Below are 14,196 nucleotides of genomic sequence, written 5' to 3'. Positions count from 1 at the left end.
AAAACAATGCCAGTCCTGGGACTGGCATAGGATTTGGGAATCAGGCTCCCCGACAGAACCGCTGTCGACTTAGCCCTTGAACCCGAAAGTTCAAGGTGGAAGAAACAGTAGGCTTTAAGGCTTTCCGTCTAGCGGACATGCACACCAGCCCAACGTGTAACTTCCAGGGTAGTGCGAATCGGCTCAGGGACATCGCCGACTGGCAAGCACGCCAGGGAGTGGGGCGAGTATACCCGAAACCGACGCCGCAATCAGCCCTTGGGTGGCTCTGGATCGGTAGAAAGTACCAGATCGACCCGCTCCAGCAGGTCGCGCACCTGCTCGCGCGTCGAGCCGCTGGCCTGTACGTCAGGCCGTTCCTGCTTATGCAGCAGATCGTGGGTAATGTTCAGTGCGGCCATCACGGCGATGCGATCGGCGCCGATGACTTTGCCGCTGCTGCGGATTTCGCGCATCTTGCCGTCCAGGTAGCGGGCAGCGCTCACCAGGTTGCTGCGTTCTTCCTGGGGGCAGATGATCGAATATTCTTTGTCGAGAATCTGCACGGTGACGCTATTGCTTGAACTCATGAGTCTTGCTCCAGGGCCTTCAGGCGCGAAATCATCGATTCGACCTTACGCCGGGCGATTTCGTTTTTTTCAATGAGGTGAGCGCGTTCCTCGCGCCAGGTCTTTTCCTGAGCTAATAGGAGTCCGTTTTGGCTCTTAAGTTGCTCGACCCGGTTAATTAGCAGCTCGAGTCTGGCCATCAGCGCTTGCAGGTCGGTGTCTTCCATTGGGTTCCACTGGATTTTGTCTGATGAATGGCAACTGCTGGATAAACGATCTGACGCCCTCGATAGTCTTGGTACGTCTGCCGATGCTAGGATACAGCGCTTCATTCTAGACATTGCGCCGTCTGGCGCCTAGCTCACCATGCCCATTCAGAACTCCCCGTACGATGCTTTTTCCAAACTGCTGAGTTCCAGCGGTCATCCTTGCTCGCCTGCCGAACTGCACGGCGTGCTGCTGGGCCGCAGTTGCACCGGTGTCGGCTTTGATGCCGACAACTGGCTGGCCGACGTCGCCGAGCTGCTGGAAACCGAGCCTACCGAAAACGTGCGCAATGCGCTCATCGGCCTGCAAGAGATGGTTAAAGGCGAGCTGACCGGTGATGACGTCACCGTCGTCCTGCTGCTGCCTACCGATGACGCGCCGCTCACCGAGCGCGCCGCCGCGTTGGGCCAATGGTGCCAAGGCTTCCTCCACGGTTTCGGCGTGAACGCCGGCGGCCTCGACCTGAGCACCGATGCCCAGGAAGTGCTGCAGGACCTGGCCGCCATCTCCCAGGTGCAAGACGCCCTGGAAGAGTCCGAAGACGGCGAAAGCGACTACATGGAAGTCATGGAATACCTGCGCGTCGCGCCGCTGCTGCTGTTCACCGAGACCCGTAAATCGGCTGAGCCCGCTGCACCCAAGCCGTCGCTGCACTAAGAAAGGAAGCCCATCTGCCCATGATCCATATCCCCAAAGCGGAATACACCCGGCGCCGCAAGGCGCTCATGGCGCAGATGGAACCCAACAGCATCGCCATCCTGCCGGCGGCCGCGGTAGCCATCCGCAACCGTGACGTCGAGCACGTCTACCGCCAGGACAGCGACTTCCAGTACCTGAGCGGCTTCCCCGAACCGGAAGCGGTGATTGTGCTGATGCCCGGCCGCCAGCACGGCGAGTACGTGCTGTTCTGCCGCGAGCGCAATGCCGAGCGCGAACTGTGGGACGGCCTGCGAGCGGGCACCGAAGGCGCGATCCGCGATTTTGGCGCCGATGACGCCTTCCCGATTACCGATATCGACGACATCCTGCCCGGCCTGATCGAAGGCCGTGACCGGGTGTATTCGGCCATGGGCAGCAATGCCGAATTCGACCGGCACCTGATGGAGTGGATCAACGTGATCCGCTCCAAAGCGCACCTCGGCGCCCAGCCACCGAACGAATTTGTTGCCCTGGATCATCTGCTTCACGACATGCGCCTGTATAAATCGGCGGCAGAAGTGAAGGTGATGCGCGAGGCGGCACGGATTTCCTGCGCGGCCCATGTACGGGCGATGCAGGCCAGCCGCGCCGGGTTGCATGAGTTCAGCCTGGAAGCGGAGCTCGACTACGAGTTTCGCAAGGGCGGGGCGAAGATGCCGGCCTATGGTTCCATCGTCGCCTCGGGGCGCAACAGCTGCATCCTGCACTACCAGCAGAATGACGCGCTGCTCAAGGATGGCGACCTGGTGCTGATCGACGCCGGCTGCGAGATCGACTGCTACGCCAGCGACATCACCCGCACCTGGCCGGTGAGCGGCAAGTTTTCCGCCGAGCAGAAGGCGATTTATGAAATCGTGCTGGCTTCCCAGGAGGCCGCCTTTGCTGAAATCGCCCCGAACAAGCATTGGAACCAGGCCCACGAGGCGACGGTGCAAGTGATCACTGCCGGGCTGGTGAAGCTGGGATTGTTGCAGGGTGATGTCGACGAACTGATCGCCAGTGAAGCCTATAAAGCCTTCTACATGCACCGCGCCGGCCACTGGCTGGGGATGGATGTGCACGATGTCGGCGAATACAAGGTCGGCGGCGAGTGGCGGGTGCTGGAAGTCGGCATGGCACTGACCGTGGAGCCGGGGATTTACATCTCGCCGGACAACCAGAACGTGGCGAAGAAATGGCGTGGCATTGGCGTACGCATCGAGGACGACGTGGTGGTGACCAAGCAAGGCTGTGAAATTCTGACCGGTGGCGTGCCCAAGTCCGTCGCCGAGATCGAAGCATTGATGGCGAGCGCCCGATGAGCCGGGTCAACCTGGCGATTATCGGCGGCGGCCTGGTGGGTGCCAGCCTCGCATTGGCCTTGCAGGCCGGAGCCAAGGCCCGGGGCTGGAAGATCGTGCTGATCGAGCCGTTTGCCCCCGGCGACAGCTACCAGCCGAGCTATGACGCGCGTTCTTCAGCGCTGTCCTTTGGCGCGCGGCAGATCTATCAACGGTTGGGCGTGTGGCAGGAAATCTCTCGCCGCGCCGAGCCGATCAAACAGATTCATGTGTCGGACCGTGGCCGCTTCTCTACCGCGCGCCTGTCGGCCATGGAAGAGGGTGTGCCGGCGCTTGGCTACGTAGTGGAAAACGCCTGGCTGGGCCAATGCCTGTGGCAAGGGCTGGACAAGGACGTGGTCAGTTGGCGTTGCCCGGCGGAAGTTACGCGCATGGAGCCGCTTGCCGATGGTTACCGCCTGACCCTCAATGACGAAACCGTGCTGGAGTGCGACCTCGCGGTGCTGGCCGATGGCGGTCGCTCAGGTTTGCGCGAGCAACTGGGCATCGGCGTTAAAAAGCGGCCGTACAACCAGAGCGCGCTGATCGCCAACATCACCCCAAGCGAGGCCCACAACGGCGAGGCGTTCGAGCGGTTCACCGACGAAGGCCCGATGGCCTTGCTGCCGTTGCCGGACAACCGCTGCGCGCTGGTCTGGACCCGCGTCGGCATGGACGCCAAGCGCCTGGCCGAGCTGGACGAACGCAGCTTCCTGAGTGAACTGCAGGGCGTGTTCGGCTACCGCCTGGGCACCCTCAAGCAAGTCGGTGCGCGCCACCTGTACCCGCTGACGCTCGTGGAAGCGGAAGAACAAGTGCGCTCTCATCTGGCCGTACTTGGCAATGCCGCCCACAGCCTGCACCCGATTGCCGGTCAGGGCTTCAACCTGTCCCTGCGGGATGCCTACGCGTTGGCCGAGGCGCTGCTGGCCGGGCCGGCGATTCCGGGCGACCTGGCGACACTGCAGGCGTACCGCGAGCGTCAGCGCATGGACCAGAAACTCACCGTCGGCTTCTCCGATCAGGTCACCCGCCTGTTTGGCAGTGCGCAACCGTTGGTCGCGCTGGGCCGCAACATGGGCTTGCTGGGCCTCGACTTGCTGCCGCCGGCCAAGCGCTGGTTCGCGCGCCAGGCCATGGGCCTGGGTACCCGTCCCGATGCGTGAGTGGCTGACCCGACGCCTGGGCAAGGCGCGGCTGTTGCGCTGGATCATGACCCTGTACCCGCCGTACCTCGGGGCCGGAGTTCGGGTGTTGCACATCGGCAGCGATTTCCGCGAGGTCAAGGTGCGCATGGGCCTGGGCTGGTACAACCGCAACTACGTCGGCACGCAGTTTGGCGGCAGCCTGTATTCGATGGTCGACCCGTTCTACATGCTGATGCTGATGGAGAACCTGGGCCGCGACTACATTGTCTGGGACAAGGCTGCCGCTATCGACTTTATCTCGCCGGGCAAAGGCCCAGTGTTCGCCGAATTTTCCATCGACCAAGCGTTGCTGGACGAGATTCGCCAGCACACCGCCAGCGGCGACAAGTATTTACCGCAGCTCAAGGTACAGATTCATGACGGCTTCGGCACCCTGGTGGCGCGGGTCGACAAAACCCTTTACGTGCGGCGCAAGCTGCAATCGAGACAGGCTTAAAGCATGGACATGCGCGCAGATGTGCTGATTGTCGGGGCCGGAATGGTCGGAAGCGCCCTGGCGCTGGCGTTGCAGGGCAGTGGCCTGCAGGTGCTGCTGCTCGACGGCAGCCCGCTGAGCGTCAAGCCGTTCGACCCTCATGCTGCGTTCGAACCGCGGGTGAGCGCCTTGTCGGCCGCCAGCCAGCGTATCCTCGAGCGCCTTGGCGTGTGGGACGGGATTGTCGAGCGACGTGCCAGCCCGTACGGCGAGATGCAGGTGTGGGACGGCAGCGGCACCGGGCAGATCCACTTCTCGGCGGCCAGCGTGCATGCCGAGGTGCTGGGGCATATCGTCGAAAACCGTGTGGTCCAGGACGCCTTGCTCGACCGCCTGCACGACTGCGACCTCGGCCTGCTGGCCAATGCGCGCCTGGAACAGATGCGCCGCTCCGGCGATGACTGGCTGCTGACCCTCGCCGATGGCCGCACCTTGCGCGCGCCGCTGGTGGTCGCGGCGGACGGCGCCAACTCGGCAGTACGTCGCCTGACCGGCACCGCTACCCGTGAGTGGGATTATTTGCACAACGCCATCGTCACCAGTGTGCGCAGCAGCCAGGTGCATCAAAAGACGGCCTGGCAGCGTTTTACCGACAATGGCCCGCTGGCATTCCTGCCGCTGGTGCGGGACGGGCAGGAAGACTGGTGTTCGATTGTCTGGTCGACCACCCCGAGTGAGTCCGAGCGCTTGATGGCGCTGGACGATGAAAGCTTCTGCCGTGAACTGGAAAATGCCTTCGAAGGCCGCCTGGGCAGCGTGATAAGCGCCGATCCACGGCTGTGCGTGCCGTTGCGTCAGCGCCACGCCAAACGCTACGTGGCCGAAGGCCTGGCATTGATTGGCGACGCGGCCCACGTCATTCATCCGCTGGCGGGGCAGGGGGTGAACCTGGGCTTCCTCGATGCGGCGGTGCTCGCCGAGGTCCTGCTGGCGGCCAACGAGCGCGGCGAGCGCCTGGCGGATGTGAAGGTGCTCAGCCGTTACGAGCGTCGGCGCATGCCCCACAACCTGGCGCTGATGGCGGCGATGGAAGGCTTTGAGCGGTTGTTCCAGGCCGATCAACTGCCGTTGCGCTGGCTGCGTAATGCAGGGCTGAAGGTGGTTGAGCAGATGCCGGAGGCCAAGGCGTTGTTTGTGCGTCAGGCATTGGGTTTGACCGGGGATTTGCCGGAGCTGGCCAAGGCCTGAGGGTGCTGTGCAACATCTGGTAACGGCTCCGTTGAGCGTTACCAAATGTGAGTCCTTATCATTTGCGCTCTTTTTGCAAATGAGAGACCGCACCCATGCTGGCACCCAAGCGCCTCCTGACTGCCCTGGCACTCACTCTTATCGGCAGCACCACCGTGCAGGCGGCCGATGAGGTCGTGGTCTACTCCTCGCGCATCGACGAACTGATCAAGCCGGTGTTCGACGCCTACACCAAGAAGACCGGCGTGCAGGTGAAGTTCATCACCGACAAGGAAGCGCCGCTGATGCAGCGCATCAAGGCCGAAGGTGAAAACGCCACCGCCGACCTGCTGCTCACCGTCGACGCCGGCAACCTCTGGCAGGCCGAGCAGATGGGCATCCTGCAGCCGTTCACCTCTGCGGTGATCGACAAGAATATTCCCCTTCAATACCGTTCTTCGGCCCATGCCTGGACTGGCCTGAGCCTGCGAGCGCGGACCATCGCCTACTCCACCGATCGCGTGAAACCGGGCGACCTGACCACCTACGAAGCCCTGGCCGACAAACAGTGGGAAGGCCGCCTGTGCCTGCGCACCGCGAAGAAGGTCTACAACCAGTCGCTGACCGCCACCCTGATCGAAACCCACGGCGCGGCCAAGACCGAAGAAATCGTCAAGGGCTGGGTCAACAACCTGTCCACCGACGTGTTCTCCGATGACATTGCCGTGCTGGAAGCGATCAACGCCGGGCAGTGTGACGTGGGCATCGTGAACACCTACTACTACGGCCGCCTGCACAAGCAGAAGCCGGACCTGGCGGTGAAGTTGTTCTGGCCGAACCAGGGCGACCGCGGGGTGCACGTCAACCTGTCGGGCATCGGCCTGACCAAGCATGCACCGCACCCGGAAGCAGCCAAGGCGCTGGTGGAGTGGATGACCACGCCGGAAGCGCAGAAGATCTTTGCGGATGTGAACCAGGAATTCCCGGCCAACCCGGCGGTGCCGCCGTCGGCGGAAGTGGCGACCTGGGGCAAGTTTGTAGCTGACACATTGCCGGTGGAAGTGGCGGGCAAGCGTCAGGCTGAGGCGATTCGCTTGATGGATCGCGCTGGCTGGAACTAGATACAATTTGCAAGGCGCCGCCGATCTAAATGTGGGGGCGGGCTTGTGTGGGAGCGGGCTCCCACATTGGTTAGCGCTGGCTTCAAGCTATTCATTCTCTGAGAATTAACCTTTGGCCCATCCCGCCCAACGCCGCTGGTACCTGCCGGTCTTCACCGTTGCCGCCCTGGTGCTGCTGCCGTTGAGCGTGCTGTTGCTGTCGTGGCAGACCATCGACCATCAAATCTGGTCCCACCTGTGGGAAACCCAGATGCCACGTCTGCTGGGCAACACCTTGACCCTGGTGCTGGGCGTCGGTGTGGGCGTTACGCTGCTGGGCGTCAGCCTGGCCTGGCTGACCAGCCTCTGCGAGTTTCCCGGCCGGCGCTGGCTGGACTGGGCGTTGATGCTGCCCTTCGCGATTCCCGCCTATGTGCTCGCCTTCGTCTTCGTCGGCCTGCTGGACTTCTCCGGCCCGGTGCAAACCCTGCTGCGCGAATGGTTTGGTACAGGCTTGCGCCTGCCGCGTGTGCGCTCGACCAGCGGTGTGATCATCGTGCTGGTGCTGGTGTTCTACCCCTATGTTTATCTGCTGGCACGCACCGCGTTCCTCGCCCAGGGCAAAGGCCTGATGGAAGCGGCGCGTGTCTTGGGGCAGTCGCCGTGGCAAGCGTTCTGGCGGGTGGCCCTGCCCATGGCGCGTCCCGCCATCGGTGCGGGCGTGGCCCTCGCGCTGATGGAAACCCTGGCGGATTTCGGTGCCGTCTCGGTGTTCAACTTCGACACCTTTACCACCGCCATCTACAAGACCTGGTACGGCTTTTTCAGCCTCTCCAGTGCCGCGCAACTGGCCAGCCTGTTGCTGTTGGTGGTGATGCTGGTGCTGTACGGCGAACGCCGTGCCCGGGGCGCCAGCCGGCCGAGCAACGAGCGACCTCGCGGCAAGGCGCTTTACCATCTGCGCGGGTTCAAGGCGGCGTTGGCCAGCGGTTGGTGCGGATTGGTGTTCGCCTGCGCGTTCGTGATCCCGATGCTGCAACTGGTGGCCTGGTTCTGGCAGCGTGGCCGTTTCGACCTGGACGAGCGCTACGCCGGTTTGATCGTCCATACCCTGTACCTGGGCGGTATGGCTGCCCTGATCACCGTCAGCGTGGCCCTGGTGCTGGCGTTCGCCCATCGCCTGGCGCCCACCCGGGCCATCCGCTCCGGCATCAGCCTGGCCAACGTAGGCTACGCGCTGCCCGGCTCGGTACTGGCGGTGTCGATCATGCTGGCGTTCAGCTACCTGGATCGTGAACTGGTGATCCCGGTCTCCGGCTGGCTGGGGGGCGCCGGCAAACCGCTGTTACTGGGCAGTTTGTCGGCCTTGCTGCTGGCGTATCTGGTGCGCTTCATTGCGGTGGCCTACGGGCCGCTGGAAAACAGCCTGGCGCGAATCCGTCCATCCTTGCCGGAAGCCGCCCGCAGTCTTGGGGTCAGCGGGCCGCGACTGTTTTGCAAAGTGTATCTGCCACTTTTGCTGCCGGGCACCCTGAGCGCGACGCTGCTGGTGTTTGTCGATGTGCTCAAGGAAATGCCGGCGACCCTGCTGATGCGCCCGTTCGGCTGGGACACGCTGGCGGTGCGGATTTTCGAGATGACCAGCGAAGGGGAGTGGGCGCGGGCTTCGCTGCCGGCCCTGACCCTGGTATTGGTGGGGCTGTTACCGGTCATCGGGTTGATCCGACGTTCGGCGCGACGAATCGGTTAGGTGCCAGTCCTACGGCTTGAGGCTACAATGCGCGGCATTCGGTGCGGTCGATCTTTCAGATCGGGTTGCTGAACGCGGCTACAGGCCTTGTATTTCAAGGCGTGCGGCCCGAACGGCGACCGTCCGCACCTTCGCCACGCCCGGAAGGAGAAACCCATGGGACAGCGCACGCCTCTGTATGACCTGCATCTCGCCCTTGGCGCGAAAATGGTCGATTTTGGCGGTTGGGATATGCCTTTGCACTACGGCTCGCAGGTTGAGGAGCACCATCAGGTGCGACGCGACTGCGGGGTGTTCGATGTATCCCATATGACCGTGATCGATATCACAGGCCCCCAGGCCAAGGAATGGCTCCAGCATTTGCTGGCCAATGATGTTGACCGATTGCACGGCTGCGGCCGCGCGTTATACAGCGCCATGCTCAACGAGCAGGGCGGCGTGGTGGACGACATGATCGTCTACCGTACCGAGGGCGGTTACCGGCTGGTGGTCAACGCCGCCACCCGTGACCAGGACATGGCCTGGATGCAGGCTCGGCTCGGCAGCTATCAGGCCCAGCTCCGCGAGCGGCCCGAATTGGCCATGCTCGCCATTCAAGGCCCCCATGCCCGGCAAAAGATCGCTGAACTGGTGACCCAGTCCCGCGCCACCCTGATCCATCAGCTCAAGCCCTTTGAAGGCCTGGCTGACGGCGACTGGTTTATCGCGCGCACCGGTTACACCGGCGAAGACGGTCTTGAAATTGTCCTGCCGGCCGATCAGGCCCCGGCGTTCTTCAACGACCTGGTAGGCGCAGGCATTTCGCCCATCGGCCTCGGCGCCCGCGACACGCTGCGCCTTGAGGCCGGCATGAACCTCTACGGTCAGGATATTCATCAGGACGTTTCGCCCCTGGCAGCCAACATGGCCTGGAGCATCGCCTGGGAGCCGGCCGAGCGGGATTTCATCGGCCGCGCCGCCCTGGAAGCCGAAAAGGCTGCGGGTGTGAAGTCCAAGCTGGTCGGCCTGGTGCTGGAAGAGCGCGGGGTTTTACGCGCTCACCAGGTGGTTCGTATCGCCAATGTTGGCGAAGGAGAGATCACCAGTGGTAGTTTCTCTCCTACGCTAAGCAAATCCATTGCCCTGGCGCGTGTGCCGTCGGCGACTGCTGACCGGGCCGAGGTGGAAATCCGCGGCAAGTGGTACCCGGTTCGGGTGGTCAAACCGACGTTCGTGCGCCATGGCAAAACATTGATCTAACTTTTCCGGCGGGCCAATGGCCGCTGACATTTTTCCTTGAGGACACAGACTATGAGCGATATCCCTGCCGACCTGCGTTTTGCCGAAAGTCACGAATGGGCCCGTCTGGAAGCTGACGGCACCGTGACCGTCGGGATCTCGGACCATGCCCAGGAAGCATTGGGGGATGTAGTGTTCGTTGAGTTGACCGAAGTCGGCAACGTGTTCAAGGCGGCTGACCAGGCCGGCGTGGTTGAATCGGTGAAGGCCGCTTCGGATATCTACTCGCCAATTGCTGGCGAAGTGATCGCGGTGAACGACGCCTTGAGCGGTGAGCCAGAGCTGTTGAACTCCGACCCTTACGGCGCCTGGATCTTCAAGCTCAAGCCAAGCAACCCGGCTGAGCTGGACAAGCTGCTGGACGCTGCCGGTTACAAGGCTGCCATCGGCGAGTGATCCCGCTGCGGGAGCCGGCAATCGGCTCCCGCAAAGGTTTTATCCGCGTTTCAATACTGCTTTTACCGCCGCTACCGAACGCTCTACGTCCGCCTTCGTCATCGCCGTGAACATAGGCAACGACACAATCAAACGCCCCACTTTTTCCGCTACCGGGAACATGCCTTCCTTGAATCCCTGCGCCTTGTACAAGCTCAGCAGGTGGATCGGTGGGTAGTGATAGCCAATGCCGACGCCATGGGCCTGCATCTGCTCCATGAACGTGGCGCGTGCGGGCAGGCCGTCCTGACGCTCCGGCAGTACCAGCTGGAACAGGTGCCAGTTGCTGTTTTCGAAGTCTGCCGGTGGCAATTGCGCGCCGTACTTTTCTTCGAAATCACTGCCGAAGCATTCGAAATAGTGCCGTGCCAGTTCCTGGCGGTGGGCAGTGATCTTCTCGATATGGGCAAACTGGCCCAGGCCGATGGCTGCTGCGATGTCGGTCATGTTGAACTTGCCGCCCAACACATCCACGTCCAGGCCATCGAAGCCGGTGCGGGTCACGCCCTGCAGGCGATATTTCTCGGCCAGGCGTGCTTCTTCAGCGTTGTTCAATACCAGGCAGCCGCCTTCGGACGAGGTGATGTTCTTGTTCGCCTGGAAGCTGAACGATACGAAATCGCCGGTAGCGCCAATGCGTTGGCCATCCCAGCTGGAACCCAGGGCCTGGGCTGCATCTTCGACGATGCGCAGGTTGTACTTGTTGGCCAGCGCGTAGAGCAATGGCATGTCCAACGGCAGGCCCGCCAGGTATACCGGGATGATTGCCTTGGTGCGCGGTGTGATCGCGGCTTCCACCTTGGCCAGGTCGATATTGCGGGTCACCGGGTCGATGTCGGCGAACACCGGCGTGGCACCGACTTCCAGAATCACGTTGGCCGTGGCTACCCACGAAATCGGGGTGGTGATGACTTCGTCACCAGGCCCGATACCGGCGATGCGCAAGGCAATCTCCATGGTGCAGGTGCCCGAGTTGAAGGTACGCACCGAGCGCCCCCCAAAATATTCCGACAACTGCGCCTCGAACGCCTGCACTTTCGGCCCGCTGGTGATCCAGCCGGAGCGCAGTACGTCGCCTACCGCCGAGATGGTGGCTTCATCAATGGTGGGCTTGGAGAACGGCAGAAAGGGCAGTTGGCTCATGACGTTGAAGGCATCCGTTTCAGAAGGCGATGAGAAAAAAGCATATCAATGCCGGGCATGGTTGCACGGCTCGACTGAATATAGCCTGTCGTCTGTGAATGAATCGTCCCGCCTGAAACAAAAAATGCCGCCTCGGGAGCGGCATTTCAGCATCGGTGTCAGAAGGCAACGCGTGCCTCAAGAAACACGTTCTGCTCTTTGAGCTTGCCTTTGAGCTGTTCGTCCCGGGCGTTTATCCGATTGGCGAACGTGTTGTAGCCGGTCTCGATCCCGCCCATGTCCACGTAACGCCAGCCGGTACCCAGGGTCAGGGTTTCGCTGACCTTGGCATCCAGCCCCAGGCCAACGCTGTAGGCGAAGTTGTATTGGCGATTGCTGGCGAAACGGCGGGTGTCGTTGGTCTGGTAACCCTCGGCGTCAACCTGGGCCACGCCGACTCCCGCCATACCGTAGAACGACAGCCATTCATTGATCGGGATGTTTTTATAACCGTTGAGCATCAGGCGCTGGCTGTCGGTGCGCAGGCTGTTGACGTTGGCATTGAACGGTGCCCAATAGGATTTGAAGGTCGAGTGGCTGGGCATCGTGTATTCCCCCTCCAGGCGCCAGCCATCGGCAAAGGCATAGCCCACGGCGAATGAGCCGGTGAACGTCTTGCTGCTGTCGGGGGCTTCTACCCGGTGGGTTACGCGTGGGCTGGTCAGCAGTGAGCTTGAGAGATTCTGCCGGGCGCTGTTGAGCTTTGCCGACCCGTACCAGCTTTCTGCCTGGGCATAAGGCGTGGCAACCGCGGCGAGCAGCAGGGCGTAGGAGAGTTTTTGCATGGTCATCGATTCACTCAGTCTGAAGGGAATCGATAGCTTGTTGCCGGGCGCGCCTGCAACTCGACAGGACTTTTCCTGTTCAGATGCGGAATCGCCAGCGTCTGGCGTAGGAAATCAGGGCAAAAAAATGCCGCTCTCGAGGAACGGCATTTTTTATGCGGCGGTATTACTCGGAAGCAATGGCGTTTTTTGCCAGGATTGCGTTCGCCAGGTCCATATCCGTGGCCTTGAGGCCAGGGTTATCGGCGCGGACTTTCTGCATCGCAGCTTCCAGGTATGGGCCACGGATGTTGCCGTCACTGGCGACGAAGCTACCGGCGTCGTCCTGGGCGGCGACTACCATTTTGTGGTCCTTGAAGGTCAGGTACGTCGAGCCGGTCGTGGCACCCGATGAGATGACATTACGCCAGAAGCTGTCGGCCATGGCTGAACCGACAGGAAGGGAAAGCACAGCGAGGGTTGCGACAGCATATTTTAGACGCATGATGGGTGACTCCGACTGGGTTATCTGAACAGTTTGATTGTAGATAGCCCAGCCGAGTTCCATGGATGACTAAACAGTTTCAACCTGCAAAATCACGCCTTCCTGACCAATGACACGTACGTGTGCCCCAGCCGGCGCGTCCGGCCCGGATGCCATCCACACACCGTCACCCACCTTGATCTTGCCACGGCCCTCGACGATGGCCTGATGCACCACAAAGGTGCGACCGATCAACTCGGAGCCGCGCATGTTCAGCCCCGGCTGGTCGCTGACCTTGGCGCTGCTGCGCTGGCGTCGCCACCAGTACACCGCCGTGAGGATCGACAACACGGCGAACAGCAGCAGTTGCCACTCCAACCCCAGGCTCGGCACCAGGAACTTGATCACGCCCACGGCTGCCGCGGCGATGCCCATCCACAGCAGATAACCACCGGCACCGAACACTTCAAGGATCAACAGCACCGTGCCCAGTGCCAGCCAGTCCCAAAACGACAGGTGCTGCAGGAATTCCCACATGGTGCGTGCCTCAGGCTTTCTTGTTGTCGAAGGTTGCCTTGACGATTTCGCCGATGCCGCCGACTGCGCCAATCACCTGGCTGGCTTCCAGCGGCATCAGGATCACCTTGCTGTTGTTGGCCGAGGCCAGCTTGCCCAGTGCGTCGATGTATTTCTGGGCGACGAAGTAGTTGATGGCCTGCACGTTACCGGTGGCGATGGCTTCCGATACCACTTGAGTGGCGCGGGCTTCGGCCTCGGCCTGACGTTCGCGGGCTTCGGATTCCAGGAAGGCGGCCTGACGACCACCTTCGGCCTCCAGGATCTGCGCCTGCTTCTTGCCTTCGGCGGTCAGGATCGCGGAGGCTCGCAGGCCTTCGGCCTCGAGGATCTGCGCACGCTTGATCCGCTCGGCCTTCATCTGGCCGGACATGGCGGCCATCAGGTCGGCAGGCGGGCTGATGTCCTTGATCTCGATCCGGGTGATCTTGATGCCCCACGGTGCGGTGGCTTCGTCGACGGTGCGCAGCAGTTTTTCGTTGATGCCGTCACGCTGGCTGAGCATCGCATCCAGCTCCATGGAGCCGAGCACGGTACGGATGTTGGTTTGCAGCAGGTTGCGGATGGCGTGTTCGAGGTTGTTCACCTCGTAGGCAGCCTGGGCGGTATTGACCACCTGGAAGAAGCACACGGCGTCGATTTGCACCGTGGCGTTGTCAGCGGTGATGACTTCCTGGGGTGGGATATCCAGCACGCTTTCCATCACGTTGATCTTGCGACCGATGCGGTCCATGACCGGAATGATGATGTTCAGGCCGGGCTTGAGGGTGTTGGTGTAGCGGCCGAAGCGCTCGACTGTCCACTGGTAACCCTGCGGGACCACCTTGAAACCCATGAAGAGGATGGCGACGGCCAAGCCTACAAAAAGAAGCAGTACGGTTCCGATCTGCATAACGATTCCTTGTCTGGTGACGGTGAAGCGAGGTTTTTCCGATTGTAACGGT

16 protein-coding genes and 1 other RNA gene are annotated in these 14,196 nt (G+C 61.9%); 9 read left to right on the top strand and 8 right to left on the bottom strand.

Annotated elements, in window-relative coordinates; translation table 11 throughout:
* Positions 1–42: 42 nt before the first annotated feature.
* The 3 genes from ssrS to HYE77_RS06600 all read right to left on the bottom strand — a co-directional run bounded on the left by ssrS (position 43) and on the right by HYE77_RS06600 (position 775).
* Positions 43–221, bottom strand: a non-coding RNA gene (gene ssrS / locus HYE77_RS06610) — 6S RNA.
* Positions 222–251: 30 nt separating this feature from the next.
* On the bottom strand, positions 252–569 hold the full coding sequence (locus tag HYE77_RS06605; RefSeq protein ID WP_003213956.1) for a cell division protein ZapA: 318 nt from the start codon (positions 567–569) through the stop codon (positions 252–254).
* Positions 566–775: a TIGR02449 family protein gene (locus tag HYE77_RS06600; RefSeq protein WP_003213954.1), complete on the bottom strand. Its 210-nt coding sequence runs from the start codon at positions 773–775 to the stop codon at positions 566–568. Before HYE77_RS06600 ends, HYE77_RS06605 begins: the two co-directional genes overlap by 4 nt.
* A gap of 139 nt (positions 776–914) precedes the next feature.
* Between HYE77_RS06600 and HYE77_RS06595 the strand changes: the two genes are divergently transcribed.
* The 9 genes from HYE77_RS06595 (at position 915) to gcvH (ending at position 10,207) form a co-directional block, all read left to right on the top strand.
* On the top strand, positions 915–1,472 hold the full coding sequence (locus HYE77_RS06595; protein WP_003213952.1) for a YecA family protein: 558 nt from the start codon (positions 915–917) through the stop codon (positions 1,470–1,472).
* 20 nt (positions 1,473–1,492) lie between these two features.
* Entirely contained in the window at positions 1,493–2,815 is a 1,323-nt protein-coding gene (gene pepP / locus HYE77_RS06590; RefSeq protein ID WP_134327504.1) for a Xaa-Pro aminopeptidase, read from the top strand.
* Entirely contained in the window at positions 2,812–3,999 is a 1,188-nt protein-coding gene (gene ubiH, locus HYE77_RS06585; RefSeq protein WP_177020273.1) for a 2-octaprenyl-6-methoxyphenyl hydroxylase, read from the top strand. The genes pepP and ubiH overlap by 4 nt, the downstream gene beginning before the upstream one ends.
* On the top strand, positions 3,992–4,477 hold the full coding sequence (locus tag HYE77_RS06580; protein ID WP_177068580.1) for a DUF4442 domain-containing protein: 486 nt from the start codon (positions 3,992–3,994) through the stop codon (positions 4,475–4,477). Before ubiH ends, HYE77_RS06580 begins: the two co-directional genes overlap by 8 nt.
* A 9-nt stretch (positions 4,478–4,486) precedes the next feature.
* Positions 4,487–5,704 (top strand): 2-octaprenyl-3-methyl-6-methoxy-1,4-benzoquinol hydroxylase, encoded by a 1,218-nt coding sequence (locus tag HYE77_RS06575; protein WP_162835188.1) that lies wholly within the window; start codon positions 4,487–4,489, stop codon positions 5,702–5,704.
* Between the two features lie 95 nt (positions 5,705–5,799).
* A complete protein-coding gene (locus tag HYE77_RS06570; RefSeq protein ID WP_008438892.1) occupies positions 5,800–6,804 on the top strand; it encodes an extracellular solute-binding protein in 1,005 nt (334 codons plus the stop codon).
* 112 nt (positions 6,805–6,916) lie between these two features.
* Positions 6,917–8,533: an iron ABC transporter permease gene (locus HYE77_RS06565; protein ID WP_177068579.1), complete on the top strand. Its 1,617-nt coding sequence runs from the start codon at positions 6,917–6,919 to the stop codon at positions 8,531–8,533.
* Between the two features lie 156 nt (positions 8,534–8,689).
* Positions 8,690–9,772 carry a glycine cleavage system aminomethyltransferase GcvT gene (gcvT, locus tag HYE77_RS06560; RefSeq protein WP_003213938.1) on the top strand — a complete coding sequence of 361 codons (1,083 nt, stop codon included), beginning with the start codon at positions 8,690–8,692 and terminating at the stop codon, positions 9,770–9,772.
* 51 nt (positions 9,773–9,823) lie between these two features.
* A complete protein-coding gene (gene gcvH / locus HYE77_RS06555; RefSeq protein ID WP_177068578.1) occupies positions 9,824–10,207 on the top strand; it encodes a glycine cleavage system protein GcvH in 384 nt (127 codons plus the stop codon).
* A 39-nt stretch (positions 10,208–10,246) separates the two neighbouring features.
* On the opposite strand, the gene HYE77_RS06550 is transcribed toward gcvH, so the two are convergent.
* The 5 genes from HYE77_RS06550 to HYE77_RS06530 form a co-directional block, all read right to left on the bottom strand.
* Positions 10,247–11,389 (bottom strand): DegT/DnrJ/EryC1/StrS aminotransferase family protein, encoded by a 1,143-nt coding sequence (locus HYE77_RS06550; protein ID WP_177068577.1) that lies wholly within the window; start codon positions 11,387–11,389, stop codon positions 10,247–10,249.
* Between the two features lie 158 nt (positions 11,390–11,547).
* Positions 11,548–12,219 carry an outer membrane protein gene (locus HYE77_RS06545; RefSeq protein WP_177068576.1) on the bottom strand — a complete coding sequence of 224 codons (672 nt, stop codon included), beginning with the start codon at positions 12,217–12,219 and terminating at the stop codon, positions 11,548–11,550.
* A gap of 160 nt (positions 12,220–12,379) precedes the next feature.
* Positions 12,380–12,697, bottom strand: coding sequence for a DUF2388 domain-containing protein (locus HYE77_RS06540; protein ID WP_008438896.1), 318 nt, complete (start codon positions 12,695–12,697; stop codon positions 12,380–12,382).
* Between the two features lie 69 nt (positions 12,698–12,766).
* On the bottom strand, positions 12,767–13,213 hold the full coding sequence (locus tag HYE77_RS06535; protein WP_008438897.1) for an NfeD family protein: 447 nt from the start codon (positions 13,211–13,213) through the stop codon (positions 12,767–12,769).
* A 10-nt stretch (positions 13,214–13,223) separates the two neighbouring features.
* Positions 13,224–14,144 (bottom strand): SPFH domain-containing protein, encoded by a 921-nt coding sequence (locus tag HYE77_RS06530; protein WP_003213925.1) that lies wholly within the window; start codon positions 14,142–14,144, stop codon positions 13,224–13,226.
* Positions 14,145–14,196: the final 52 nt, after the last annotated feature.

This window comes from Pseudomonas sp. IPO3774 (assembly GCF_013386835.1).
GTDB lineage: Bacteria > Pseudomonadota > Gammaproteobacteria > Pseudomonadales > Pseudomonadaceae > Aquipseudomonas.
This window is presented reverse-complemented; position numbering and strand designations above follow the sequence as displayed.

What these genes read in the sequence shown, in the direction of transcription:
- ubiH (WP_177020273.1), top strand. Translation starts at nt 2,812, where the DNA reads ATGAGCCGGGTCAACCTGGCGATTATCGGCGGCGGCCTGGTGGGTGCC.
- HYE77_RS06530 (WP_003213925.1), bottom strand. Translation starts at nt 14,144, where the DNA reads ATGCAGATCGGAACCGTACTGCTTCTTTTTGTAGGCTTGGCCGTCGCC.
- HYE77_RS06580 (WP_177068580.1), top strand. Translation starts at nt 3,992, where the DNA reads ATGCGTGAGTGGCTGACCCGACGCCTGGGCAAGGCGCGGCTGTTGCGC.
- HYE77_RS06535 (WP_008438897.1), bottom strand. Translation starts at nt 13,213, where the DNA reads ATGTGGGAATTCCTGCAGCACCTGTCGTTTTGGGACTGGCTGGCACTG.
- gcvT (WP_003213938.1), top strand. Translation starts at nt 8,690, where the DNA reads ATGGGACAGCGCACGCCTCTGTATGACCTGCATCTCGCCCTTGGCGCG.
- HYE77_RS06605 (WP_003213956.1), bottom strand. Translation starts at nt 569, where the DNA reads ATGAGTTCAAGCAATAGCGTCACCGTGCAGATTCTCGACAAAGAATAT.
- HYE77_RS06570 (WP_008438892.1), top strand. Translation starts at nt 5,800, where the DNA reads ATGCTGGCACCCAAGCGCCTCCTGACTGCCCTGGCACTCACTCTTATC.
- HYE77_RS06575 (WP_162835188.1), top strand. Translation starts at nt 4,487, where the DNA reads ATGCGCGCAGATGTGCTGATTGTCGGGGCCGGAATGGTCGGAAGCGCC.
- HYE77_RS06550 (WP_177068577.1), bottom strand. Translation starts at nt 11,389, where the DNA reads ATGAGCCAACTGCCCTTTCTGCCGTTCTCCAAGCCCACCATTGATGAA.
- HYE77_RS06595 (WP_003213952.1), top strand. Translation starts at nt 915, where the DNA reads ATGCCCATTCAGAACTCCCCGTACGATGCTTTTTCCAAACTGCTGAGT.
- HYE77_RS06600 (WP_003213954.1), bottom strand. Translation starts at nt 775, where the DNA reads ATGGAAGACACCGACCTGCAAGCGCTGATGGCCAGACTCGAGCTGCTA.
- pepP (WP_134327504.1), top strand. Translation starts at nt 1,493, where the DNA reads ATGATCCATATCCCCAAAGCGGAATACACCCGGCGCCGCAAGGCGCTC.
- HYE77_RS06540 (WP_008438896.1), bottom strand. Translation starts at nt 12,697, where the DNA reads ATGCGTCTAAAATATGCTGTCGCAACCCTCGCTGTGCTTTCCCTTCCT.
- gcvH (WP_177068578.1), top strand. Translation starts at nt 9,824, where the DNA reads ATGAGCGATATCCCTGCCGACCTGCGTTTTGCCGAAAGTCACGAATGG.
- HYE77_RS06545 (WP_177068576.1), bottom strand. Translation starts at nt 12,219, where the DNA reads ATGACCATGCAAAAACTCTCCTACGCCCTGCTGCTCGCCGCGGTTGCC.